This is a genomic window from Streptomyces sp. NPDC001880 (assembly GCF_053594575.1).
Map to the genome: position 1 here is coordinate 16,727 of NZ_JBSFET010000057.1, position 23,889 is coordinate 40,615.

Genomic DNA, 23,889 nt, shown 5'->3' on the forward strand with positions numbered 1-23,889 from the left:
GGTCGTCGGCTGGTTGGGGGCGGGGTCACCCGCCCCCAACCAGCGGTTCTCAGTGCTCGCGGGTCAGGGTGAGCAAGCCACCGGTCGGCACGGTCACCGGGTTCACCCCGGCGACGAGGTCGAGCACTGCTTCGGACAGGATCTCACCTCGGCAGTCCTGTATGCGGGCGAGGACCTTTTCCGGTCGGGCGGCGGTCAGAAGCACCGCGGGGTCGCTGTCCGCGTTGGCGACGAGCAGGGTCTGCGGACCGTCGGCGGGGTCGCTGTCCGCGTTGGCGACGAGCAGGGTCTGCGGACCGTCGGCGGGGTCGCGGTCCGGGAGGGCTACGGGCAGCGGCGCGTAGCGGGCGACCACGGTGGTGCGGTGGTCGTGGGCGCGGACCAGGGGGTAGCCCAGGTCCGGCCGCGCGGGTTCCAGGACCCCGAGCTGGAGGATGTCGGCGTACTGGCGGGAGATGCCGAGCCAGAAGCGCAGGGTGGCGAGCTGGTCGGGGCTCTGGGCGGCGAGGTCGACGGAGATCTGCGGCACCGAGAACAGGGCGTTGACGAGGTGGACGGCGATGGACTCGGGCGTCTCGGCGGAGTTCCACGTGATCATGTCGGCATGGACGGCGAGCGGGCCCCCGGTGAGGCGGCAGTCGACGGTGCGCTGGCGGTTCTCGGCAGGGCTGAGCGGGCAGTCGGTGGCGCGGACCATGGTGGCGTACGGCCACAGCCCGGGGCTGACGTACGGCTGGCGGTGCTCGATGATCACGTCGGGCCGGGTGCGGCGCAGGCGCGCGTCAAGGTCGGCGAGCAGCTGGAGCAGGCCCTCGTGGACGGTGGCGTGGTCGGCGCCGGCCGGGGCGGGCGGGGGGTCGGCGACGGCGAAGCGGTCGATGAAGTCGAGCTTCAGACCGTCCATGTCCCACTGCTCGACGGCGCGGGAGATCTTCTCGATCAGGTAGGCGCGGACCTCGGGGTGGCGGGGGTCGAGCACGGCCGCGTCCAGATGGGGTTCCTCGCGCAGGATCATGCCCTTGAAGCGGTCCCAGGCGTCGTTGTGCCGGCCGATGAACGGCAGTGCGTACCACAGGAGGTAGGCGAGGCCGAGCCGGTGGACCTCGGCGACGTGGGCCGCGGGGTCGGGGAAGGCCACCGGGTTGGGCTCCCAGTCGCCGCAGTGGCCGTAGCCGCGGGCGCGGTCGGTGGTCTGCCAGCCGTCGTCGACGATGATGCTCTCGCAGCCGACGGCCGCGGCGAGGGCGGCCTGGCGTTCGACGACGGCGGTGTCGACGTTCTGGTGGAGGCTGTACCAGGTGGAGTAGGCGGGCATCCGAGCGGCGGGGGCGACGCCGGGGTGGTCCAGGCCCTCGGCCCACCAGTCGGTGACGTCCCGCAAAGTGGCGGCGAAGTGCTGACCGCCGATGTCGATCCGCAGCCGCAGCGGCGGCCCGTCCGGGGTGAGGTCCTGCTCGACGGTGAAGGCGAACTCGTTGCTTTCCTCCACCACACCGGCGCCGACGCGCACGGGTGCGGAGGTCTCGCCGGCGGCGACGGTGCACAGGGCGCGGTCGTCGGTGCCGACCAGGCTGACGACGGGGGCGCCCTTGGCGAGCGAGACGGTGCGGGGGGCGATCCAGGACGGCGGCAGCCAGCGGGAGGCGTCGGTGTCCGTGGTCCAGTAGGCGGTGGCCCCGAGGCAGGGGACCCGCCATTCGGCGCGGACGGTGGCCGCGGCCGCCGTCGTGACCTCGATCAGGGCCACACCGTCGCCGACCGGGGTGACGGCGGTCGCCAGCCGGTCGCAGCCGAGCCCGGTGAGGTGGACGGTGAGCGGGGCTCCGGTGGAGTCGAACAGGCCGGTGGCGAGCTGCCGGTGGCCGACGGTTTCGGAAGTGGCCCCGGCCGGCGTGTTCGGGCGCCACACCGGGGCGAGCTGCTGCGGGGCCGCGTCCGGATCGGCGGGCACGGGCGTGCCCTCGGCGGCCTCGGCAACGGGGCGCGGTTCGGTGGTCATGGTGTGGTCACTCCTTGGTGGCCCCGGCCAGCAGGCCGGAGATGAACTGGCGTTGCAGGACGAGGAAGAGGGCCATCACGGGGATGGCGGCGATGCCCGCGGCGAGCAGGACCTGCGCGTAGTTGGTGGTCGACAGCCCCTGCAGGGTGGCGGTGGCCACGGGCAGCGTGTACATCTCGGGGCTGCGCAGCGCGATCAGCGGCCAGACGAACTGGTTCCAGCTGCCGAGGAAGACGAACAGCGCGAGTGCCGCGATGATCGGCCGGTTGACCGGGATGACGATCCGCCACAGCACCCGTAGTTCACCCGCGCCGTCGACGCGGGCCGCGTCCAGGAGTTCGTCGGGCATGGAGCGCAGCGCCTGCCGCATCAGGAAGATGCCGAACGGGGTGACCAGACCGGGCAGGATGATGGACTGGTAGGAGTCGATCAGGCCCAGTTCCATCATCATCTCGAAGATCGGGATCAGCATCACCGTGTCGGGGATGACCAGGGTGCTGAGCAGCAGGACGAAGAACAGGTTGCGCCCGCGGAACTCGAACTTGGCGAAGGCGTATCCGGCCAGCACCGAGACGACGACGGCACCGATCGTCTGGACGCCCGCCACCAGCAGAGTGTTGACCAGGACCCGGGTGAGTCCGATGGACTCCTCCAGCCCGCGGAGGTTCTCCATGAGGTGGCCGCCGGGCAGCAGTTTCGGCGGCCAGGAGAACACGTCCTTGTCCTCCTGGGTCGCGGCGACGGCGAGCCAGTAGAACGGTCCTACGCAGAGCGCGAAGGCGCCCGCGAGCAGCAGCGTGAGCAGGGGGCCGCGGGGCTTCACCGGCGCTCTCCCATCAGGCGGACCTGCAGGATGCCGAGCACGGACACGATCAGCGCGAGCACGTAGGCGATGGCCGAGGCGTAGCCGAAGTCGAAGTACTTGAAGCCGTTGTTGTAGAGGTACATGGTGACCGTCAGGGTGGCGTTGTCGGGGCCGCCGCCGGTGAGGACGTACGGCTCGTCGAAGAGCTGCAGGGTGCCGATGGTGGAGAGCACCACGGTGAGGAGCAGGATCGGCCGCAGCTGGGGAAGGGTGATGGAGACGAAGCGGCGGATCGGCCCCGCGCCGTCGACCATCGCGGCCTCGTACAACTCCTTGGGAATGCCCTGCAGGCCGGCGAGGTACATCACCGCGTTGTAGCCGGTGTAGTGCCAGGTGATGACGAGGACGACGCCCACGCGGGCCCAGAAGGGGCTGCCGAGCCAGTTCACCCGGTCGATGCCGAACAGGGAGAGGACCCAGTTCAGCAGCCCGGCGTCGCGGTTGAGGATCACGGAGAACATCACGCCCGCGGCGACCAGGCCGGTCAGCGAGGGGACGAAGACGCCGAGTCGCCAGAGCGGGCGCAGCCAGACCTTGGCGGAGTTGAGGGCGAGGGCCACGAGCAGGGCCAGCCCGAGCATCAGCGGCACCTGGATGACCAGGATCAGCGCGGTGTTCTTCAGCGCGGTCCAGAACAGCGGATCTTCCAGCAGGCGCCGGTAGTTGGCGAGTCCGGCGAAGGTCCGGTCGTCGCCGCTGCCGGTGGTGAGGCTGATCCAGAGCGAGGAGACAATGGGGTACGCCTTGAAGATCGCGAAGCCCAGGACGGCGGGCATGATCAGCAGGTACGGGGCGGAGCCGCGGGTCAGCAGCCGGCGCCGGCGCGGGCGGGAGCGGCCGGTGTGCTGGGGGGTGCCGCGGCCGGCCGGGGTGACGGGTGCGCGTTCGGACAGGGCGGAGGACATGGTGGTCAGGCCGCCTGCTGCCGGCCGGTCTGCTGCGCGAGCCGTTCGGCGGCGTCCCTGAGGGCACTGGCCGGATCTGCGCCCTTGACCAGCACCTGGCTCTGGGCGTCGCTGGCGAGCTTGAGGGCACGGGTGTAGTCGCCGGTGAAGTTGGTGGCTTCGGATCCGGAACTGAGCGAATCGACGAAGGACTTCAACACCTTCTGGCCGCCGTAGTAGGGGTGGGGTGTGCTGAACCTCGGATCGTCGTACGCCGCGCTGAGGGCGGGGAAGACGCCACCGGAGGTGAACATCCGGTTGATCTCGGCGGGCTTGGTGAGCGCGTACTCGATGAATCGCCAGGCGGCCCGGCGGCGCTTGCTCGATGCGGAGACGGCCAGGTAGGTGGAGTTGACGATGGCGCTGCGGCTGCCCTGGGGAACGGCGGCGGGAGGCTGCATGACGCGCCATTTCCCCTTCTGGTCAGGGAACTTGGTGGCCAGGTACTCGACGGCCCAGGCGGGGTCCGGGGAGGTGGCGAGCTTCCCCTGGCTGAGCAGGCGCTTCCTGGTGCCCTGGCCCGCGGTGTCGGCGAGCAGGCCGTCGTCGTTGAGCCGCTTGATGATGGTCAGGGCCTGGACGGCTTCCGGGGAGGCGAGCGTGATCTTGCCTTCCTGGTCGAAGTAGAAGGCGCCCTGGAGCTGCATCAGGTTCTGGAAGAAGTCCATGTCCGGGATGGTGCCGGGCTTGTCGAGCCCGAGCAGTCGGGCGCCGGTGGCGGTGCGGATCTTCGGCCCGGCGGCGATCAGGTCGTCCCAGTTGCTGATGCCGGCGGGGTCGACACCGGCCTTGTCGAAGTAGTCCTGCCGGTAGAACAGACCGAGGGGGTTGACCTCCCACGGAAGGGCGTGGGCGGCCTTGTCCTTGCCTATGACGGTCGGCCACAGTCCCTGGGCGAAGTCGCTCTTGTACCGGTCGGCCCCGAGTGCGGACAGGCTGGCGAGGCCGTCGGGGAACTTCTCCAGGTAGCCGGGCAGGTAGTCGACGCCGATGTGCAGGACGTCGGCGAGGCCTTTGCCGCCCGACGCGAGGCCGACAGTGATCTTGTCCCAGATGGCCGGGTTGCCGACGTCCTGGACATCGACCTTGATGCCGGGGTTGTCCCGCTCGAAGGAGGGGACGACGCCGCGCAGGGCCTCGGCCGCGGTGGTCCAGCTCCAGACGGTTATCCGGCCGCTGTCGCCGTCGGCGCCGCTGTCGCCGCCCGATCCGTTGTCGCCACAGGCGGTCAGGCCGAGTCCGGCGGCGGAGGCGGTGGCGAGCTGGAGCAGCCGGCGGCGGCTCAGTTGGTGGGACATGTCGGCTCCTGGGCATAGTGGGTGCTGTGGTGGGTGAGGGTGTGCAGCGCCTCGGCGAGCAGGTCGGCCGCGGCGTCCGGGGTGGAGGTATGGGGGGACAGCCGGATCCACTCGTCGCGGCGGGTGGTGATCAGGCCGGCCGCTTCGAGGGTGCGGTGGACGGTGGCAGGGTCGTGGCCGGGCAGGCGGAAGGTGCCGATGCCGGCGCGCTCGTGGGGGCCGAGTCCGTCCAGCAGGACATCGGCGCCGGCCTGCCGTGCGCGGTCGAGCAGATCGGCGAGGGTGGCGCGGATACGGGCGCCGGCAGCGGCCGGGCCGCCCTGGTCGAACAGGTCGTCAATGGCTGCGCCGATGGCCGCGGCGGCCGGGAAGTCCGGGTTGGTGGCGAGGTGGGCGGCGGCCCCGGGCAGCGGTGGCGCCGGGTGCCGGGCCGCGAAGGGCTCCGCGACGCCGGCCCAGCCGCCGAGCCCGGGGACCAGGCGCTCGGCACACCGGTCACGGATCAGCAGCAACGCGGCTCCCCAGCCGGCCCGTAGCCACTTCTGGCCGCCGCTGACGAGGATGTCGGCGGCGTCCACGTCGAGCGGGACGGCGCCCAGGCCCTGGATGGCGTCGACGATCAGCAGCCGGTCGGGCCCGAGGATCTCCTTGAGGGCGGCGAGCGGTGCCAGGTGACCGGTGAGCGAGTCGACGGCGCTGACGGCGAGGGCGGTGACATCGGGAGTGAGGTGGCGGCGCAGAAGGTCGGGGGTGATGTGCAGCTGCCCGTCCGGGTCGACGAGACGGACTGCGGGGCCACCGCGGACGGCGAAGCGCAGCCAGGGGTAGAGGTTGGCGGGGAACTCGTCGCGGGGCACCAGGACAGTGCCGGGGCCCTGGAGCGCGGCGGCCACGGTGAACAGGCCGTTGCTGGTGGACGGGGCGAGGGCGATCTCGTGCCGACGGGCGTCGAGCAGCTGGGCCGCCGAGGTCTGGGCGGCATCGGCGAGGGCGAACAACCGGTCGAGGTCGGCGGGGTCGACGCGGGCGGCGAGCGCGGTCGTGGCGGCCAGAGCCGCGGAGGCCGGGCGCGAGAGCGGACCGATCCTGGCGTAGTCGAGGTAGCCCACCATCGGACCGCGGACGGGGTCCGGGCCGGGGGTGGTGGGGGCGGATGCCCGGCTAATTTGATCGTTCAAAATTATGCCCTAACGGCGCTTGCTTCATGTGCTTCCACGGATTTGAAGGTTCACATTAGGGAGCCGAGGTCGACCCGACAAGAGGTTCGTCACAACTGCTTTCCGGCGAGCCGGCCCGTCGGCCCGCCGCCGCTGTCCGCGACACACGCCGAACGCTCTCGCCGGCGCACCGACCGTCGGCTCATTCACGCACTCACAGACACGACCCAGGGCCGTCGCAACACTCCTGTGCTGCGACGGCCCTGGAGTCCGCCCACCGTCGTCGCTTCCGCTCAGCGCCGCCCCAGCCGCTGCGCGACCTCCGTCGCCCAGTACGTCAGGATCATCTGCGCGCCCGCGCGCCGGATCCCGGTCAGGCTCTCCAGAATGGCGGCGTCCCGGTCGATCCAGCCCTTCTCCGCGGCGGCCTCGATCATCGCGTACTCACCGCTGATCTGGTACGCGGCGACCGGCACGTCCACCGAGTCGGCGACCTTCGCGAGGATGTCGAGGTACGGGCCGGCCGGCTTGACCATGACCATGTCGGCGCCCTCCGCCAGGTCGAGCGCCAGCTCGCGCAGGGACTCACGGGCGTTCGCCGAGTCCTGCTGGTACGTCTTGCGGTCGCCCCTGAGCGAGGAGCCGACGGCCTCGCGGAACGGCCCGTAGAACGCCGAGGAGTACTTCACGGTGTACGCGAGGATCGACACGTCCTCGTGGCCCGTCTGGTCCAGCGCGTCACGGATGACACCGACCTGGCCGTCCATCATGCCGCTCGGGCCCACCACATGGGCGCCCGCGTCGGCCTGGACCTGGGCCATCTCGGCGTACCGCTCCAGCGTCACGTCGTTGTCGACCCGGCCGTCCTCGGTCAGCACACCGCAGTGGCCGTGGTCGGTGTACTCGTCCAGGCACAGGTCCGACATGACGACCAGATCGTCACCGACCTCCGCGCGCACCGCGCGCAGCCCGGCCTGGAGGATGCCGTCCGGGTCGGTGCCCGCCGTGCCCCGGGCGTCCTTCTTCTCGTCCGCGGGAACGCCGAAGAGCATGATTCCGGAGACCCCGGCCGACACCGCCTCGACGGCGGCCTTCCGCAGGGTGTCCAGGGTGTGCTGCTGCACACCGGGCATGGCCGAGATGGCGACCGGGGCGTCGATGCCCTCACGCACGAACGCGGGCAGGATCAGATTCGCCGCATCGAGCCGTGTCTCGGCGACCATCCGCCGCATCGCCGGGGTCGTCCGCAGCCGCCGGGGGCGGGAGCCGGGGAAGTTTCCGTACACAGTCATCCTTCGAGATTAGACCCGCACACATCACCGTCTTACCGACACCTGTGCCGGGAAAAGACCGCGAAACGGGCAGGGGCCCGGCTGCCGAAGCAACCGGGCCCCTCGCACTCCCGCGACCGGTCGGGTCAGGTCGTCGTACGACGCCGCCGCGCGCCGGGACGCCGCTCGCTCGGCCGCGTCACCGGGTCGCCGGCCTCCTTCGCCGCCTCCCGGCGCCGGGCCCCGAACTCGGCGAGCGCCTCGGCCAGCTTGTGCACCGACGGCTCCGGGGAGAGGACGTCGACGCGCAGACCGTGCTCCTCGGCGGTCTTCGCCGTCGCCGGACCGATACACGCGATGACCGTCACGTTGTGCGGCTTGCCCGCGATGCCGACCAGGTTCCGCACAGTCGACGACGAGGTGAAGAGCACCGCGTCGAAGCCGCCGCCCTTGATCGCCTCACGCGTGTCGGAGGGCGGCGGCGAGGCACGGACCGTGCGGTACGCGGTGACGTCGTCGACCTCCCAGCCCAGCTCGATGAGCCCGGCCACCAGCGTCTCGGTGGCGATGTCGGCGCGCGGCAGGAAGACCCGGTCGATCGGGTCGAAGACCGGGTCGTACGGCGGCCAGTCCTCCAGCAGACCGGCGGCGGACTGCTCGCCGGACGGCACCAGGTCCGGCTTCACACCGAAGTCGACGAGCGCGGCGGCGGTCTGCTCGCCGACGGCCGCGACCTTGATCCCGGCGAAGGCACGGGCGTCGAGCCCGTACTCCTCGAACTTCTCCCGGACGGCCTTCACGGCATTGACGCTGGTGAAGGCGATCCACTCGTAACGGCCCGTGACCAGGCCCTTGACCGCGCGCTCCATCTGCTGGGGCGTACGGGGCGGCTCGACGGCGATCGTCGGGACCTCGTGCGGCACGGCGCCGTAGGAACGAAGCTGGTCGGAGAGCGACGCGGCCTGCTCCTTCGTGCGCGGCACGAGCACCTTCCAGCCGAACAGCGGCTTGGACTCGAACCACGCGAGCTGGTCGCGCTGGGCGGCGGAGCTGTGCTCACCGACCACGGCTATGACGGGCCGGTGTCCCTCCGGCGACGGCAGGACCTTCGCCTGCTTCAGGACCTGGGCGATCGTCCCGAGGGTCGCCGTCCAGGTGCGCTGGCGGGTCGTCGTACCGGCGACCGTCACGGTCAGCGGGGTGTCGGGCTTGCGGCCCGCCGAGACCAGCTCACCGGCGGCCGCGCCCACCGCGTCCAGCGTCGTCGAGATGACGGCCGTGGCATCGCTCGCGCCGACCTCGGTCCAGCAGCGGTCGGAGGCGGTACGGGCGTCCACGAACCTGACGTCCGCGCCCTGCTCGTCGCGGAGCGGCACACCGGCGTACGCGGGCACACCCACGACATGGGCGACGCCCGGCACGACCTCGAAGGGGATGCCGGCAGCGGCGCAGGCGAGCATCTCGGCACCGGCGCTGCCGTCCAGTCCCGGGTCACCGGCGACGGCACGGACGACCCGCCTGCCGCCCCTCACCGCCTCCATGACAAGATTGACCGCATCCCTGAGAACGGGAACACCGGCGGCTGCTGACTGCGCGTCAACAACCGTCAGCTCAGGTGTGCTTACGCTTGCGCGCGCATGGCAGCGAACGACGCCGAGGACGTCCGGCTCGGCGACAAGGACGTCCGCGCTCGCAAGCGCCTCGACGGCGCGCAGAGTCAGCAGTCCCGGGTCGCCGGGACCGGCGCCGAGGAAGGTGACGTGCCCTTGTGCGGACAGGGCCGGAAAGTCGGTTGCGGCGGGGCCGGTGGGGCTCAAAGTGCTCGCTCCCCCATAAGACCGGCCGCACCCTTGGCAAGCATCTCGGCCGCGAGCTCGCGACCGAGGGCCGCCGCGTCGTCCTGCGACGTGGGAACGGGACCGGTGGTGGACAGCTGCACCAGCGAGGAACCGTCGGTGGAACCGACGACACCGCGCAGACGCAGTTCGTTGACAGCCTGTCCGTCGACCAGGAGGTCGGCCAGCGCACCCACAGGTGCGGAGCAACCGGCCTCCAGGGCGGCGAGCAGGGCACGCTCGGCGGTCACGGCGACCCGGGTGTACGGGTCGTCGAGCTCTGCGAGCGCGGCGGCGAGGTCGGCGCTGCTCGCAGCGCACTCGATCGCCAGTGCTCCCTGGCCGGGAGCGGGCAGGACGGTGTCGACCGACAGGAAATCAGTCACCTCACCGGTCCGGCCGAGGCGGCTGAGCCCGGCCGCGGCGAGTACCACCGCGTCCAGCTCACCGCTCCGGACAAATCCGATACGCGTATCGACGTTCCCCCGGATCGCCACGGTCTCTATGTCGAGGCCGTGGTTACGGGCGTACGCGTTGAGCTGCGCCATGCGGCGCGGCGAGCCGGTGCCTATGCGGGCGCCGGACGGCAGCTGCTCGAAGGTCAGCCCGTCCCGCGCCACCAGCACGTCGCGCGGGTCCTCGCGCACCGGCACCGCGGCCAGCACGAGGCCCTCGGGCTGCGCGGTCGGCAGGTCCTTGAGCGAGTGGACGGCGAAGTCCACCTCGCCCCTCAGCAGCGCGTCGCGCAGCGTCGCGACGAACACACCGGTGCCACCGATGTGCGCGAGGTGCTCCCGCGAGGTGTCGCCGTACGTGGTGATCTCGACGAGCTCGACGGCGCGCCCGGTCACCTCGCGGACCGCGTCGGCGACATGGCCGGACTGCGCCATGGCGAGCTTGCTGCGCCGGGTGCCCAGCCTCAGCGGCTTGTCGGCCCCCGCGCCCAGGGGTGAGTTGTCGGTCATGACCGCCCTCGATTCGGGTCGTTCAGGTCTGCCCGGGAGACGGCTGCAACCGTCTGCGGGTCGAGGTCGAAGAGTTCCCGCAGCGCATCGGCGTACCCGGCGCCGCCGGGCTCGCTGGCGAGCTGCTTGACCCGCACGGTGGGCGCGTGCAGGAGCTTGTCGACGACGCGGCGCACGGTCTGCGAGACCTCGGCGCGCTGCTTCTCGTCCAGGTCGGGGAGGCGCCCGTCGAGCCGCGCGATCTCGCCCGCGACCACTCCGGCGGCCATGGTGCGCAGCGCGACGACGGTCGGGGTGATGTGGGCGGCGCGCTGGGCGGCACCGAAGGCGGCGACCTCGTCGGAGACGATGGTGCGCACCTGGTCCACGTCGGCGGCCATCGGGGCGTCCGCCGACGCCTCCGCGAGCGACTCGATGTCGACGAGGTGCACCCCGTCGAGCCGGGCCGCCCCGCCGTCGATGTCGCGCGGCATGGCGAGGTCGAGCAGGGCCAGACGCACGGGGCCGGCGCCCTGCGCGGGCACGGTGGCCCGGCGGGCGGCCTGGCGCACCGCTCCGGCGCTGCCGTTCTCCACCCAGGCGGCGTGCCGGTCGACATCGGCGGGGGCGGGCACCGCGGGTGCGTCGGCGGGCGTCTCGGTGGCGTCGACGTCCAGGCCGAGCGCCGCGGCGACGGCCTCGGCGGTCAGCACGAGACCGGTCGCACCGGTGCACGAGACGACGACGTCGGCACGTGTCAGTTCGTCGCGGACGGCGGCCATCTCCACGGCTCGGGCGGCCACGCCGGTGCCTCCGGGCTGGGCCAGGATCTCGACGAGCCGGTCGGCACGGGCCCGGGTCCGGTTGGCGACGACGATCTCGGCGACGCCGGTGCGGGCCAGGGTGGCGGCGGCGAGCGAGGACATCGAACCCGCGCCGATCACCAGCGCACGCTTGCCCGCGGCCCACTCGGCGACGTCCGCGCCGACCGCGAGCTGTTCCAGGCCGAAGGTGACGAGCGACTGCCCGGCCCGGTCGATCCCGGTCTCGCTGTGGGCCCGCTTGCCGACCCGCAGGGCCTGCTGGAACAGATCGTTCAGCAGCCTGCCCGCGGTGTGGAGCTCCTGCCCCAGCGCCAGCGCGTCCTTGATCTGGCCGAGGATCTGCCCCTCGCCGACGACCATCGAGTCCAGCCCGCACGCCACCGAGAAGAGGTGATGGACGGCCCGGTCCTCGTAGTGCACATAGAGATACGGAGTGAGCTCGTCCAGGCCGACGCCGCTGTGCTGGGCGAGGAGCGTGGACAGCTCGGCGACGCCCGCGTGGAACTTGTCCACGTCGGCGTACAGCTCGATGCGGTTGCAGGTGGCCAGGACGGCGGCCTCGACCGCGGGCTCCGCGGCGAGGGTGTCCTGGAGCAGCTTGGCCTGTGTCTCGGCAGCCAGCGAGGCCCGCTCCAGTACGGAGACGGGGGCGCTGCGGTGGCTCAGCCCTACGACGAGAAGACTCATGCCGGCATCACGGCGGGCATGTCCCCGTCTGGTCCCTTCCGGCCGCCGACGGCCGAGCGCACCGGGGGTGCGGCCGGGTCCTGGCTGCTCTCGACGGTTTCCTCGCCGGACTTGCGCTGCTCGTGGAAGGCGAGGATCTGGAGCTCGATGGAGAGGTCGACCTTGCGGACGTCCACGCCGTCGGGCACGGACAGCACGGTCGGCGCGAAGTTCAGGATGGAGGTGACGCCCGCGGCGACCAGCCGGTCGCAGACCTGCTGCGCGGCACCGGCCGGGGTCGAGATGACACCGATCGACACGCCGTTGTCGCCGATGATCTGCTCCAGCTCGTCGGCGTGCTGGACAGGGATCCCGGCGACCGGCGTTCCGGCCAACGCGGGGTCGGCGTCGATCAGCGCGGCAACCCGGAAACCGCGGGAGGCGAAGCCGCCGTAGTTGGCGAGCGCGGCGCCGAGGTTACCGATGCCGACGATCACGACCGGCCAGTCCTGGGTGAGCCCGAGTTCGCGGGAGATCTGGTACACGAGATACTCGACGTCGTACCCGACACCGCGCGTCCCGTACGAACCGAGGTAGCTGAAGTCCTTGCGCAGCTTGGCAGAGTTGACCCCCGCCGCCGCGGCGAGCTCCTCGGACGAGACCGTGGGTACCGAGCGCTCGGAGAGCGCGGTCAGTGCGCGCAGGTACAGCGGAAGTCGGGCGACGGTGGCCTCGGGAATTCCTCGGCTACGGGTCGCCGGTCGGTGAGTTCGGCCAGTTGCCACGGTGCTCCTGCGGGATGAGCGGGGCTGCAGGCGGCCGTATTTCCCAGGACCGCCCCGTCGAATGCAGGCTATGTCTTTGTGAACACGTGCACAAAGATAGTGTCCGTTTTGTCCGGTCAAAGTGACCGGGGTCACGCACATTCGTCGTGCGATCCCGGAACCAAGGATCGCATCAGCCCGTTGCAGGCCCGAAGGGGGCAAAGCGGAACACACTCCTCACAACCACTCCCCCGAGAGCACTCAAAACGCCCATGATGGTACCGGGCTTTCGCTCACGAACGCAGTGCCCGGCGCAGCCTCTCCGGGTCCACCCGCCAGAACGTGTGCTGCTCGTCGTCGATCAGCACCACCGGAATCTGCTCCCAGTACTCCCGGTACAGCTCCTCGTCCCGGGTGATGTCCTTCTCCTCCCAGGACGCGCCGGTCTCCTCACACACCTCCCGCACCACCTGCCTGGCGTCGTCACAGAGGTGACACCCGGGCTTCCCCACCAGGGTCACCACGCGTTCCGCGGGCTTCTTCTTCGTACGTCGCAACAGGGCACTCATGCCTTCATTCTGCGCCGGAGGCGAAGCCGTTCCCTCCTCTATCCGGTACGCCCGGAATCACCCGCTCGGCGAATCCGTGGCAGAGAGTTCACGCCGCGGCATCCCGGCAGGTCGGGAAGGCACTGACCGACTGGCTATGCTCACGGCATGGCCGCTCTTGGATGGCTCACACCCCGTAGGCGCCCCGCGACAGCACGGAGCGTGCTGGCCGGCGAGGCAGCAGCTGAAGCAGCGCGGAAGTCCGCCCTCCCCGACGATCAGACCTCCGGCGCCGAGCAGGACGCCGCCACGAAGGCGGAGGCCGAGGAAGCGCCCTTCCCCGTCGTCGGCGACGACCGGGCCGCCGCCTTCTTCGACCTGGACAACACCGTCATGCAGGGCGCGGCGCTCTTCCACTTCGGCCGCGGCCTGTACAAGCGCAAGTTCTTCCAGCGCCGCGAGCTGACCCGGTTCGCCTGGCAGCAGGCCTGGTTCAGACTGGCCGGCGTCGAGGACCCGGAGCACATGCAGGACGCCCGCGACAGCGCCCTGTCCATCGTCAAGGGCCACCGGGTCTCGGAGCTGATGTCCATCGGCGAGGAGATCTACGACGAGTACATGGCCGACCGCATCTGGCCCGGCACCCGGGCCCTCGCCCAGGCCCACCTCGACGCCGGGCAGCGCGTCTGGCTGGTCACCGCCGCCCCGGTGGAGACCGCCACGATCATCGCCCGCCGCCTCGGCCTGACCGGCGCGCTCGGCACGGTCGCCGAATCCGTCGGCGGCGTCTACACCGGCCGCCTGGTCGGCGAGCCGCTGCACGGCCCCGCGAAGGCCGAAGCGGTCCGCGCCCTGGCCGCCGCCGAGGGCCTGGACCTCGACCGCTGCGCGGCGTACAGCGATTCGCACAACGACATCCCGATGCTGTCCCTGGTCGGACACCCGTATGCGATCAACCCCGACGCCAAGCTCCGCAAGCACGCCCGCGCGCTCGACTGGCGGCTGCGGGACTACCGGACGGGCCGCAAGGCGGCCAAGGTCGGCATCCCGGCTGCGGCAGGCGTGGGCGCGATCGCGGGCGGCACCGCGGCCGCCGTCGCCCTGCACCGCCGCCGCCGCTGACGCGTTCCCGCCCCACCCGGCCCCTCCGCGGTCCGGGCGAGCCACGCCCGGACCCGCGCTGCCGGTCGGGACCCCTTACCCGGCGACCCGCTCCCGCCAGTCGCGTTGCTCGCACACGACCACAACCCGTCGCCCCGGCAGACAGATCACGAAGCAATTCGATCAATAAGCGGTCACGATGTGCCACTAAATGTGTCGTTTAGTCGCTACGGAAACGACGTAATCGATGATTTGAGCAACTGGGTGTAGCACTGCCTGTACGAAGCGTTATTCTCCTCAGACGCATTCCGGAACCCATCACTCACTACGACGAGTGACGGTTTCGCACTGCACGTGATGGAAGCTCTGCCTCTGGGAGTCCCGTGTACCCACACGTCGGGGTTGACGCCTCGGGCCTGGCTACGCTGCGCGCAACGGTCGCCGACCGCCTGCGCGGCTTCGTCCCCACCGCGTACGCCGTACCCGCATTTGCCACCCCTGCACCTGTCGGCCCCTGCTATGCCATGGCCGAACGCAGTGCGGCGGTCGGAAGACGCAGCAACCGCGGCGCAACGACCACGTCCACCGTCCGCCGGCCGACCGCCGACAGCGACAGCGCGCGCATGATGGATCTCGTCGAGCGCGCCCAGGCCGGCGAGGCCGACGCCTTCGGCCGCCTCTACGACCAGTACAGCGACACCGTCTACCGCTACATCTACTACCGCGTGGGCGGAAAGGCGACGGCGGAGGATCTCACGAGCGAGACCTTCCTGCGCGCCCTGCGCCGCATCTCCACCTTCACCTGGCAGGGCCGCGACTTCGGCGCCTGGCTGGTCACCATCGCCCGCAACCTGGTCGCCGACCACTTCAAGTCCAGCCGCTTCCGGCTCGAAGTGACCACCGGTGAAATGCTCGACGCCAACGAAGTCGAACGCAGCCCCGAGGACTCCGTCCTGGAGTCCCTGTCCAACGCCGCGCTCCTGCAGGCCGTGCGCCGGCTCAACCCCCAGCAGCAGGAATGCGTGACCCTGCGCTTCCTCCAGGGCCTCTCGGTCGCCGAGACCGCCCGGGTCATGGGCAAGAACGAGGGCGCCATCAAGACCCTTCAGTACCGCGCCGTCCGCACGCTGGCCCGGCTCCTCCCGGACGATGCCCGCTGACCCCACCCCCGGTCGAACCACGCTCGGCGACACACCCATCACGCACTGGTCCGATCATCCTTCGTGCGTAACCCATGTGCCGCGCCCCTCGTTGTCCCGGTTGCAGGCCCCCTGTGGTCACCCCCTGTCCGCCGACACTCACTCATCCGTGTGGAAGCGCTCAAGGTGTGCAACCTTCAGAACCCCCAGGGGAGTCGACCGTCATGACGAGAGGAGGTGCCGCCAGTGATCGCAAACGTTTCGGCACACCGGCGGGCGAACGCCTTCGCCCAGGCCCTGGAGGAGCAGTCGCTCCGCGGTGCGGCGGCCGCACAGCCCGAGGAACCGGCCGAAGAGGCCGACCACGGACCGCTGTTGGCCCTGGCGAACGGCCTCGGTGAGGTACCGCGGCCGGAATTGGATCCCGAGGTCAAAGTGGTGCAGCGAGCCCAGCTCGTCGCCGCCATGGAGGCCATGCTCACCGAGGGCGGTGCGTCCGCGGGCCCTACGGTGCCCGAGCAGCGTGCCAAGGGAGCCCACCGGGCCTCCCCGCTCCGGAAATTGCGACCGCGTTCACGCTGGACGAAGGGCCTCGCGGCCGGCGGACTCACCGTCGGTGTGGCGGCGGGCGCCTTCGGCGGAGTGGCCGCTGCCAGTTCCGACGCCCTGCCGGGTGATTCGCTGTACGGGCTCAAACGCGGCATGGAGGACATCCACCTCGGCATGGCCAGCGGCGACGCCGACCGCGGCGAGGTCTACCTCGACCAGGCGTCGACCAGGCTCAGCGAGGCCCGCCGGCTGATGGAGCGCGCCCGCTCCGGTGCCCTGGACCACGAACAGCTCGGCGAGGTCAGGCGCGCGCTCAACGGCATGACGCACGACGCCAGCGAGGGCCACCGCCTGCTCCGCTCCGCCTACCAGCAGAACGGCGCCATCGGCCCCATCCAGACCCTGGACTCCTTCTCCCGCGCGCACCGCGAGACCTGGAGCAGCCTCCGCGACCGGCTGCCCGTACAGCTGACGGACATCGGCGACCAGGTCAGCTCGGTCTTCGACGCCATAGACCAAGAGGTCCAGCCGCTCCAGTCGCTGCTTCCCCGCATCCCGGACGGCAGCGGCGGCGCACAGCAGCCGGACACCGCGGACCGCAACACGGCACCGTCCCGCACGGCCCCCTCGACACCCACGTCACCACAAGCCCCACACGGCCGTACGGGCGACAGCACCTCGCCCCACCCGTCAGGATCGGGCAGCACCGCGCCCGAGGGTCTGATCGGCGGCGGCACGGACGGCCTCCTCGGCACCCCGCCCCAGGGCACCGCCCCGTCCGCCGACGTCCGGGGCGGCACCCCGCCCACCCCGGACGTCACCCTCCCGCCGCTCCTCCCCGGCCTGCTCCCAGGCCTGGGGATCAACGGCGAGGACGCGAACGGTTAGGGTCTTTCGTTTGGACCAGGCCTGATCCAAACGAAAGACCCCAAGGGCTGTCCCGATCGCCGGACGAGCAGGAGCAAGCCCGTCCGGCGATCGCCGGGGACGCCCCCTCAGAAGAACACCGACCTCCGCTGCACCAGCAGCTTGTACAGCGTGTGCTGGATCTGCTCCCGCACCTGATCCGTCAGGTTGAACATCAGCATCGGATCCTCCGCCGCCTCCAGCGGATACCCGGCCGTGGAGATCGGCTCCCCGAACTGGATCGTCCACTTCGTCGGCAGCGGCACCGCCCCGAGCGGCCCGAGCCAGGGAAACGTCGGCGTGATCGGGAAGTACGGAAAGCCCAGCAACCGCGCCAGCGTCTTCGAATTGCCGATCATCGGGTAGATCTCCTCCGCCCCCACGATCGAGCACGGAATGATCGGCACCCCGGCCCGCAGCGCCGTGGACACGAAACCGCCCCGCCCGAAGCGCTGGAGCTTGTACCGCTCCCCGAACGGCTTCCCGATGCCCTTGAACCCCTCCGGCATCACCCCGACGACCTCGCCCCGCCGCAGCAGCCGCTCGGCGTCCTCCGAACAGGCCAGCGTATGCCCGGCCTTGCGGACCAGTTCGTTCACCACCGGCAGCACGAAGACGAGATCGGCGGCGAGCAGCCGCAGATGACGGTCCGCCGGATGGTTGTCGTGCACGGCGACCTGGAGCATCAACCCGTCGAGCGGCAACGTCCCCGAATGATTGGACACGATCAGCGCCCCGCCCTCGGAAGGGATGTTCTCGATGCCCTTCACCTCGACCCGGAAGTACTTCTCGTACACCGGCCTGAGCATCGACATCAGGACCTGGTCGGTCAGCTCCTCGTCGTACCCGAACTCGTCGACGTCATACTCTCCCGTGACCCGCCGCCGCAGGAACGCGAGCCCGCCGGCGATCCGCCGGTCCCAGCCACCACGCTCCTCCGGTTCCAGAGGCCGCCCGGCCCGCTCGGGCTCCTCCTGCGGCTTCGAGGCGTCCTGCTGCCCCGGAAGGGCGCTCACGGCCGCCGGCCCCGCCGCGGGCCCCCCGCCGCCGTCCCCTGCGGACCGGCGCCGTACGGGGCGCGCTGAACGACCCGTCCGCGAACGGTCGTCGTCGAACGGAATGACCTTGGCATCCGCCATCGTCGGTGCGCTCCTTACCTGGCGCTGGGGGGCGGCTCGGTGTCGCCGGCCCCGGTGTTGCCCGGAACATCGCCGCCCGCCCCGGCGAACGGCATGCCGGCCAGCCTGTCGACCGCCTGACCCACCACCTCTGGTGGCAGCAGTCCGGGCCCCTGACTGCGCGCGAACTCCGCGAACGTCTCCGCGGTACTGAACCGGGGGTGGAAGCCGAGCGTCTCGCGCATCTGCACGGTGGATACCACCCGGCCGTGGGTGAGCAGCCGGATCTGCTCCGGCGAGAAATCCGTCATGGCGAAGGTACGCAGCGCCTGGCCGACCCAGGTGACCGCGGGCAGCAGCAACGGCACCGTCGGCCGCCCCAGCCGCCGCGAGCACTGCGAGAGCAGCAGCACCCCGTCCCCCGCGATGTTGAACGTGCCGCTGTTCAGCGTCCCGCGCCCCGGCTCGCCCGACGCGACACCCAGTACGTCGACGACGTCGTCCTCGTGCACGAACTGAAGCCTCGGGTCGTACCCGAACACCGTCGGCAGAACGGGCAGCGACAGATAGTCGGCGAGCGGCGAATCGGCCCGGGGACCCAGGATGTTCGCGAACCGCAGTACGCACACGGCCACATCCGGGCGGCGGCGCGCGAAGCCCCGTACGTATCCCTCGACCTCCACCACGTCCTTGGCGAAGCCGCCACTGGGCAGGGACTTGGGCGGGGTGGTCTCGGTGAAGACCGCCGGGTCGCGCGGCGCCGAGCCGTACACGTTCGTACTGGACTTGACCACCAGCCGCCGCACGCTCGGCGCCTTCTGGCAGGCGCCGAGCAACTGCATGGTGCCGATGACGTTGGTCTCCTTGACCGTCGTCCGGCCGCCCGTGCCGACCGCCTTGGCCGAGACGTCCAGGTGCACCACCGTGTCCACGGAGTGCTCGGCAAGGACTCTGGCGATCGCCGGCTGGCGGATGTCCGCCGTCACGAACTCGGCGTCGCCCAACTCGTGTCCGGGCGCGACCGCGTCGACGGCGACCACCCGGTCCACACCCGGATCACGCTGGATGCGCCGCACGAAGCGGCCCCCCAGCTGCCGGGCCGCTCCCGTGACCAGCACGACCTTCCCCAAGATCCGCGCCTTCCGTCGAAAGGTTTCCCCTGGCCGTCACCGTAGCGGGTGGACGTTGCCCCGTGACGACCGCACGGCGGCCTTCCCCCGAGTCTTTGGCCCGAATGCGGGTCACCTCACCGCCCCCACAACGCACCGCAGCCCTCCCACCGGATCGGCGGGAGGGCTGCGGATTCACGAACTGCGTTCGCCTACTTCTTGTTGCGACGCTGAACGCGCGTGCGCTTGAGCAGCTTGCGGTGCTTCTTCTTGGCCATCCGCTTGCGCCGCTTCTTGATAACAGAGCCCACGACTACCCTCGCTCACTTCTTCTTCACTGGTGCGGGGCGTCTGGGCCCACACGACCTACGGTCGGCCTAGCCTACCCGCCAGCGCGTGAGGGGCGTAATCCGAGGTGAACCTCAGGCGGACTCCACCCCCACAAAAGACTCGCGGAGATACTCGTGAACCGCTTGCTCCGGGACCCGGAAGGACCTGCCCACCCGGATCGCCGGCAGATGACCGCTGTGCACCAAGCGGTACACGGTCATCTTCGACACTCTCATGACCGAGGCGACTTCCGCCACAGTCAGAAACTTGACCTCGTTCAGAGGCCTCTCGCTGCCAGCAGCCATGACCCACCTGTACCTTCCGCACGAGACGCGCACCGGCTTCCCCTCCGGTGACTCTTCGTCGTTGTGCGCTCACTCCCCAGGTTAGGGGCGGGTGATGCGAGTGGGGAAGAGGTGAGGTGATCGGCCGCCTACCGTGACAGAAACACCCGATTGAGTACATAGCGCGTGAGTGGCCGGTAGTACGCGGACGGCACGGCGTCATCGAGCGGCACAGCGACCGCCACCCGCCCCTCGGCCTCCCCGACGAACAGCGCGGGATCGTTCGTATCGGCCAGGCCGATCGCCTCAATGCCCAGCTGACCTGCCCCGCAGACCCAGCCGTGGTCCCCGACGACCAGCTCCGGCAGCAGCCCGCGGCCCTCCGCGGCCGCCTCCAGGACGACCCTGACCGGCAGCGGGGAATGGGTATGTGCGCCGGTGTCACCACCGGGAGCCCGCGCGCCGGGTTCGCGCACCATCGCGACTCCTCGTACGTAGTCGAGGCTGCACGTGCGTACGCCGAACCGGGTCGTTATGTCGATACATCGCCCCTGCGCGTGAGTGAGTACGAGGCACCCGGCCGCCGACATGGCGTCTGCCAGCGCTGCGTAGAAACCGAGCAGCCGATGCGGATGACCGGTCCCGAACAGCACCGGCGCCCGCCGGGCCGCGGCATGCGACAGCCGCTCGGCGAAAGCGTCCAGACCCGCCAGGGTCCGCTCCGGATCGATCACATCGGGCCCGGAGACATGAGCGGGATCGTCCGAGACCCCGCACTTGTCAGCCATCAGACGGAGCAGATCGAGTTCCTTCCAGTCCCGGCCGGGGACGAGCCCGAGCGTCACCCGCGGATCCCTGGCGGCGAAGAGCCGATAGCTCCGCAGACTCGCTTCCCGCGAGGTGGCCACGGGCCCGGCCAACCGGGCCGCCAGCAGATGCGCACGCAGCGCTCCGGTGCTCAACACACCACCGATGCTCCCCCAGTCACCCGGACGGGGGGCCGGAAGCCGGGCTACGCCGCACGGTTGGCGTAACCATTACGCGCCACCGCACGGAATCGTCCGGGCCACGACCGCCCCGCCCGGATCAGGTCAGCAGCCCCCGAAGGGGGAACACCGCCCGCCGCGTCGCCAGCACCGCCTGGTCCAGCCGGTCCGCGGGGTCGTACCCTTCCTCCCACGACTTCCAGGAAGGAGTACGGCCGTCCGTCATCCGGGCCGGCCCCAACTGCCGGGTCCGGGCATAGACCTCGTCCCGCCACGACGGCGGGATCACCGACTCCGGGTCCACCGGCGCATGCGCGGCGATCCCCACCAGATGCGTCCAGGACCGCGGCACCACATCGACGACCGCGTAACCGCCCCCGCCGAGCGCCACCCAGCGCCCGCCCTCCACGTACTCATGGGCGAGGTCGTGACAGGCCGACATCACCGCGCGCTGCGCGTCCAGCGACACCGCGAGGTGGGCGAGCGGATCCTCGAAATGCGTATCGGCCCCGTGCTGGCTCACCAGCGCCTGCGGGCGGAAGTCCGCCAGCAGCTCCGGTACCACCGCGTGGAACGCCCGCAGCCACCCCGCGTCCCCCGTACCGGCCGGCAGTGCCACATTCACCGCACTGCCCTCACCCGCCCCGGAGCCGGTCTCCTCCGGCCAGCCGGTCTGCGGGAAGAGCGTCCGCGGGTGCTCGTGCAGCGATACGGTCAGAACCCGCGGGTCCTCCCAGAACGCCGCCTGCACCCCGTCCCCGTGGTGCACATCCACATCGATGTACGCGACCCGCTCGGCGCCCAGCTCCAGCAACCGCGCGATGGCGAGCGCCGGATCGTTGTAGACGCAGAATCCCGCCGCACCGCCGGGCATGGCGTGGTGCAGCCCGCCCGTGAAGTTCACGGCGTGAGAGGTGTCCCCGCGCCACACCGCCTCGGCCGCCGCCACCGACTGCCCGGCGATCAGCGCCGACACCTCGTGCATCCCCACGAACGCCGGATCGTCCACGGTCCCGAGCCCGTAGCGCTGATCGGCCCGCTTCGGATCCGCCGAGGCGGCACGCACCGCGGCCACATAGTCCTCGCGGTGCACCAGCCGCAGCGTGGACTCCCCGGCGGGCTCGGCCGCCACCACGTCCACCGCGCCGTCGAGCCCGAACGCCCGGACCAGCCCCATGGTCAGGGCGAGTCTGACGGGGTCCATCGGATGACTTTCCCCGAAGTTGTATCCCGTTACTGCGTCATCCCACATCAACTGTGCGCGGCCGCTCATGCCCGCCACCGTATCGGGCGGGCTGCTCACCGAACGACTTTGCGTACACCAGCGTCGCGAGCACCAGCACCATCGGTATGAGCATCGCCCCCCGGTAGCTCCAGGCGTCCCCGAGCGTCCCCACCAGCGGCGATCCCACCAGGAATCCCACATAGTTGAAGACGTTCAGCCGTGCGACGGCCGTATCGCTCGCCCCGGGGAACATTCGCCCGGCAGCGGCGAACGTCTGCGGCACGACCACGCAGAGCCCGAGCCCGAGCATGGTGAACCCGAGCATCCCGGTCCACGCCCCACCGGCCACCGCGACCACGGCGAACCCGGCAGCCGCCAGCACACTCCCGGACCGCACCACGGCCACGGCCCCGAACCGCCGCACCCCGAAGTCCCCGACGGCCCGCCCCAGCAGCGTCGTCACCATGTAGACGTTGTACGGAAGGGTCGACAGCTGCTCCGAGCTCCCCAGCACGTCCTGCAGATACTTGGCGCTCCAGTTGGAGACCGTCGAGTCCCCGATGTACGCGAAGCTCATCACCAGACAGAGCGGCATCAGCAACTTGAAGGAGACCGAGGCCGCTGCCCCCTTGCCCGGTGTCTCCCCCGGCTCCGCCTCCGCCGACGCGCCCTCGGTGTACCACCGGCTCCCGATGAACGCGGCGGGAAGCAACACGACGACCGCCGGTAGGTAGGAGACCAGCAGCGAGAGGTCCCAGTGCGCCCCGGCCCACGCCATGGACGCCCCGGCGATCCCGCCCAGGCTGTACGTGGCATGGAACCCGAGCATGATGGAGCGCCCGTACGCCCGCTGGAGGCTGACCCCGATCATGTTCATGGAGGCGTCGAGCGCCCCGACAGAAAGCCCGAACACGGCCAGCGCCAGCGCCGCTTCCCACAGCACGTTCCCGGCCCCGGCACCGAGCAGCGAAAGCATCACCACGGGCTGGGCCCATCGCAGCACGACACTGGGCCGCACCCGCGCGACCACCTTCTCGGTGACCACGCTGCCCACCCCGGCCAGGATGGGCACCGCGGCCAGGAAGACGGGCAACAGTCCGTCGGATATCCCGTACCGGTCCTGGATGGCCGGAATCCGCGTCACCAGCAGCGCGAAGGTGACTCCCTGCACGAAGAAACTCAGCGTGAGGGAAGCCCTGCCGTGCCGCAAACGAGCACCTGTCATGGCCGCGAGCGTAGGGCCAGTTTCTACCCGTGGGTAGATGGGTCAGGCGAGCAGTTCCCGGAGTTGGCTCATGTCGGAGAAGTGCCCGATCACCCCGGCGAGCCGGTCCGCCGGCATCATCGACGTAAACCCGTACACATCCATCCCCGCGGCCCTGGCGGCCTCCACTCCGAGCGGGCTGTCCTCGATGACGACGCACCGCTCGGGAGGAACGCCCATCCGCTCGGCAGCGAGCAGGAACAGATCGGGCGCCGGCTTTCCCTGCCCCACGTCCTCCGCGCTGAAGATCCACTCCTCTTCGAACCACTGGTCGATCCCGGTCCGGCGATGCCCGACCCGGATCCGCTCGTGGCTGCTGGAGGACGCGACACAGTACGGAACCCCGTCGGCGACAAGCTTCCCCAGCACGTCCTCGACCCCGGCCACCGGTTCCAGCTCCTGCTCGAACGCGGCGAAGATCCGCGAATGCAGCGTCGCGTCGAAGTCCGAGGGCAGCTTCTCCCCGGTCCTTTCCTCGACGAGATCGTGCACCCGGTGCACGGCGGCCCCCATGTAGTCGCGAAGACTCTCCTGGTACGAGGTGGGGTGACCGAGCTCTGTGAGGTACTCGGCCAGGATGGTGTTGGAGATCGGCTCGCTGTCCACGAGCACACCGTCGTTGTCGAAGATGACCAGTTCGTAGCGCATGGTTCGAGCCTAGACGCTCGGAACGCAGAAAAGCCCCGTGCCACAAGGGCACGGGGCTCTCCCACAAAAGGAGTTCGGCGGCGTCCTACTCTCCCACAGGGTCCCCCCTGCAGTA

General features: G+C 70.7%; 22 protein-coding genes. 3 read left to right on the forward strand and 19 right to left on the reverse strand.

Going from position 1 to position 23,889, the window contains the following annotated elements; translation table 11 throughout:
- Positions 1 to 49: 49 nt before the first annotated feature.
- The 11 genes from ACWCQ6_RS25440 to ACWCQ6_RS25490 all read right to left on the reverse strand — a co-directional run bounded on the left by ACWCQ6_RS25440 (position 50) and on the right by ACWCQ6_RS25490 (position 13,136).
- Positions 50 to 1,999, reverse strand: coding sequence for a glycoside hydrolase family 36 protein (locus ACWCQ6_RS25440; RefSeq protein WP_451092849.1), 1,950 nt, complete (start codon positions 1,997 to 1,999; stop codon positions 50 to 52).
- 7 nt (positions 2,000 to 2,006) lie between these two features.
- Positions 2,007 to 2,822, reverse strand: coding sequence for a carbohydrate ABC transporter permease (locus tag ACWCQ6_RS25445; RefSeq protein ID WP_451092851.1), 816 nt, complete (start codon positions 2,820 to 2,822; stop codon positions 2,007 to 2,009).
- Positions 2,819 to 3,769: a carbohydrate ABC transporter permease gene (locus tag ACWCQ6_RS25450; protein ID WP_451092853.1), complete on the reverse strand. Its 951-nt coding sequence runs from the start codon at positions 3,767 to 3,769 to the stop codon at positions 2,819 to 2,821. The genes ACWCQ6_RS25445 and ACWCQ6_RS25450 overlap by 4 nt, the downstream gene beginning before the upstream one ends.
- Positions 3,770 to 3,774: 5 nt before the next feature.
- Positions 3,775 to 5,106, reverse strand: a complete 1,332-nt coding sequence (locus ACWCQ6_RS25455; protein WP_451092855.1) for an ABC transporter substrate-binding protein — start codon at positions 5,104 to 5,106, stop codon at positions 3,775 to 3,777.
- Positions 5,091 to 6,284, reverse strand: coding sequence for an aminotransferase class V-fold PLP-dependent enzyme (locus ACWCQ6_RS25460; RefSeq protein ID WP_451092857.1), 1,194 nt, complete (start codon positions 6,282 to 6,284; stop codon positions 5,091 to 5,093). Before ACWCQ6_RS25460 ends, ACWCQ6_RS25455 begins: the two co-directional genes overlap by 16 nt.
- 272 nt (positions 6,285 to 6,556) lie before the next feature.
- Positions 6,557 to 7,555 (reverse strand): porphobilinogen synthase, encoded by a 999-nt coding sequence (gene hemB / locus ACWCQ6_RS25465; RefSeq protein WP_451092859.1) that lies wholly within the window; start codon positions 7,553 to 7,555, stop codon positions 6,557 to 6,559.
- Positions 7,556 to 7,680: 125 nt separating this feature from the next.
- Positions 7,681 to 9,351 carry a uroporphyrinogen-III synthase gene (locus ACWCQ6_RS25470; RefSeq protein ID WP_451092861.1) on the reverse strand — a complete coding sequence of 557 codons (1,671 nt, stop codon included), beginning with the start codon at positions 9,349 to 9,351 and terminating at the stop codon, positions 7,681 to 7,683.
- Positions 9,348 to 10,334: a hydroxymethylbilane synthase gene (gene hemC, locus ACWCQ6_RS25475; RefSeq protein WP_451092863.1), complete on the reverse strand. Its 987-nt coding sequence runs from the start codon at positions 10,332 to 10,334 to the stop codon at positions 9,348 to 9,350. Before hemC ends, ACWCQ6_RS25470 begins: the two co-directional genes overlap by 4 nt.
- The gene (locus ACWCQ6_RS25480; RefSeq protein ID WP_451092865.1) at positions 10,331 to 11,824 is read right to left on the reverse strand and encodes a glutamyl-tRNA reductase; all 1,494 of its coding nucleotides are present in this window, start codon (positions 11,822 to 11,824) and stop codon (positions 10,331 to 10,333) included. The genes hemC and ACWCQ6_RS25480 overlap by 4 nt, the downstream gene beginning before the upstream one ends.
- Positions 11,821 to 12,588, reverse strand: coding sequence for a redox-sensing transcriptional repressor Rex (locus ACWCQ6_RS25485; RefSeq protein WP_451092867.1), 768 nt, complete (start codon positions 12,586 to 12,588; stop codon positions 11,821 to 11,823). The genes ACWCQ6_RS25480 and ACWCQ6_RS25485 overlap by 4 nt, the downstream gene beginning before the upstream one ends.
- Positions 12,589 to 12,860: 272 nt before the next feature.
- Positions 12,861 to 13,136, reverse strand: a complete 276-nt coding sequence (locus ACWCQ6_RS25490) for a glutaredoxin family protein (protein WP_451092869.1) — start codon at positions 13,134 to 13,136, stop codon at positions 12,861 to 12,863.
- A 147-nt stretch (positions 13,137 to 13,283) separates the two neighbouring features.
- Here ACWCQ6_RS25490 and ACWCQ6_RS25495 point away from each other — a divergent pair, with 147 nt between their 5' ends.
- From ACWCQ6_RS25495 to ACWCQ6_RS25505, 3 genes are all read left to right on the forward strand, one after another.
- Positions 13,284 to 14,237, forward strand: coding sequence for an HAD family hydrolase (locus ACWCQ6_RS25495; RefSeq protein WP_451092871.1), 954 nt, complete (start codon positions 13,284 to 13,286; stop codon positions 14,235 to 14,237).
- A 362-nt stretch (positions 14,238 to 14,599) separates the two neighbouring features.
- Entirely contained in the window at positions 14,600 to 15,376 is a 777-nt protein-coding gene (locus tag ACWCQ6_RS25500) for an ECF subfamily RNA polymerase sigma factor, BldN family (protein WP_451092873.1), read from the forward strand.
- 225 nt (positions 15,377 to 15,601) lie between these two features.
- Positions 15,602 to 16,792: a DUF5667 domain-containing protein gene (locus tag ACWCQ6_RS25505; RefSeq protein ID WP_451092875.1), complete on the forward strand. Its 1,191-nt coding sequence runs from the start codon at positions 15,602 to 15,604 to the stop codon at positions 16,790 to 16,792.
- A 107-nt stretch (positions 16,793 to 16,899) separates the two neighbouring features.
- On the opposite strand, the gene ACWCQ6_RS25510 is transcribed toward ACWCQ6_RS25505, so the two are convergent.
- From ACWCQ6_RS25510 to ACWCQ6_RS25545, 8 genes are all read right to left on the reverse strand, one after another.
- A complete protein-coding gene (locus ACWCQ6_RS25510; protein WP_451092877.1) occupies positions 16,900 to 17,949 on the reverse strand; it encodes a lysophospholipid acyltransferase family protein in 1,050 nt (349 codons plus the stop codon).
- A 14-nt stretch (positions 17,950 to 17,963) separates the two neighbouring features.
- Positions 17,964 to 19,058, reverse strand: coding sequence for an NAD-dependent epimerase/dehydratase family protein (locus tag ACWCQ6_RS25515; protein WP_451092879.1), 1,095 nt, complete (start codon positions 19,056 to 19,058; stop codon positions 17,964 to 17,966).
- A gap of 191 nt (positions 19,059 to 19,249) precedes the next feature.
- Positions 19,250 to 19,348, reverse strand: coding sequence for a 30S ribosomal protein bS22 (locus tag ACWCQ6_RS25520; RefSeq protein WP_003948845.1), 99 nt, complete (start codon positions 19,346 to 19,348; stop codon positions 19,250 to 19,252).
- Between the two features lie 111 nt (positions 19,349 to 19,459).
- Positions 19,460 to 19,672 carry a helix-turn-helix domain-containing protein gene (locus ACWCQ6_RS25525; protein ID WP_014046653.1) on the reverse strand — a complete coding sequence of 71 codons (213 nt, stop codon included), beginning with the start codon at positions 19,670 to 19,672 and terminating at the stop codon, positions 19,460 to 19,462.
- A gap of 128 nt (positions 19,673 to 19,800) precedes the next feature.
- The gene (locus ACWCQ6_RS25530; protein ID WP_451092881.1) at positions 19,801 to 20,616 is read right to left on the reverse strand and encodes a phosphatase; all 816 of its coding nucleotides are present in this window, start codon (positions 20,614 to 20,616) and stop codon (positions 19,801 to 19,803) included.
- 121 nt (positions 20,617 to 20,737) lie between these two features.
- Positions 20,738 to 21,910 carry an acetoin utilization protein AcuC gene (locus ACWCQ6_RS25535; protein WP_451092883.1) on the reverse strand — a complete coding sequence of 391 codons (1,173 nt, stop codon included), beginning with the start codon at positions 21,908 to 21,910 and terminating at the stop codon, positions 20,738 to 20,740.
- Positions 21,879 to 23,087, reverse strand: a complete 1,209-nt coding sequence (locus ACWCQ6_RS25540; RefSeq protein WP_451092885.1) for an MFS transporter — start codon at positions 23,085 to 23,087, stop codon at positions 21,879 to 21,881. The genes ACWCQ6_RS25535 and ACWCQ6_RS25540 overlap by 32 nt, the downstream gene beginning before the upstream one ends.
- Before the next feature lie 42 nt (positions 23,088 to 23,129).
- A complete protein-coding gene (locus ACWCQ6_RS25545; RefSeq protein WP_451092887.1) occupies positions 23,130 to 23,774 on the reverse strand; it encodes an HAD family hydrolase in 645 nt (214 codons plus the stop codon).
- Positions 23,775 to 23,889: the final 115 nt, after the last annotated feature.

Bases quoted from the DNA above. Each gene is read 5' to 3' on its own strand.
- ACWCQ6_RS25440 (WP_451092849.1), bottom strand. From the start codon at position 1,999: ATGACCACCGAACCGCGCCCCGTTGCCGAGGCCGCCGAGGGCACGCCC.
- ACWCQ6_RS25450 (WP_451092853.1), bottom strand. From the start codon at position 3,769: ATGTCCTCCGCCCTGTCCGAACGCGCACCCGTCACCCCGGCCGGCCGC.
- ACWCQ6_RS25455 (WP_451092855.1), bottom strand. From the start codon at position 5,106: ATGTCCCACCAACTGAGCCGCCGCCGGCTGCTCCAGCTCGCCACCGCC.
- hemB (WP_451092859.1), bottom strand. From the start codon at position 7,555: ATGACTGTGTACGGAAACTTCCCCGGCTCCCGCCCCCGGCGGCTGCGG.
- hemC (WP_451092863.1), bottom strand. From the start codon at position 10,334: ATGACCGACAACTCACCCCTGGGCGCGGGGGCCGACAAGCCGCTGAGG.
- ACWCQ6_RS25480 (WP_451092865.1), bottom strand. From the start codon at position 11,824: ATGAGTCTTCTCGTCGTAGGGCTGAGCCACCGCAGCGCCCCCGTCTCC.
- ACWCQ6_RS25490 (WP_451092869.1), bottom strand. From the start codon at position 13,136: ATGAGTGCCCTGTTGCGACGTACGAAGAAGAAGCCCGCGGAACGCGTG.
- ACWCQ6_RS25495 (WP_451092871.1), top strand. From the start codon at position 13,284: ATGGCCGCTCTTGGATGGCTCACACCCCGTAGGCGCCCCGCGACAGCA.
- ACWCQ6_RS25510 (WP_451092877.1), bottom strand. From the start codon at position 17,949: ATGGCGGATGCCAAGGTCATTCCGTTCGACGACGACCGTTCGCGGACG.
- ACWCQ6_RS25525 (WP_014046653.1), bottom strand. From the start codon at position 19,672: ATGGCTGCTGGCAGCGAGAGGCCTCTGAACGAGGTCAAGTTTCTGACT.
- ACWCQ6_RS25535 (WP_451092883.1), bottom strand. From the start codon at position 21,910: ATGAGCGGCCGCGCACAGTTGATGTGGGATGACGCAGTAACGGGATAC.
- ACWCQ6_RS25540 (WP_451092885.1), bottom strand. From the start codon at position 23,087: ATGACAGGTGCTCGTTTGCGGCACGGCAGGGCTTCCCTCACGCTGAGT.
- ACWCQ6_RS25545 (WP_451092887.1), bottom strand. From the start codon at position 23,774: ATGCGCTACGAACTGGTCATCTTCGACAACGACGGTGTGCTCGTGGAC.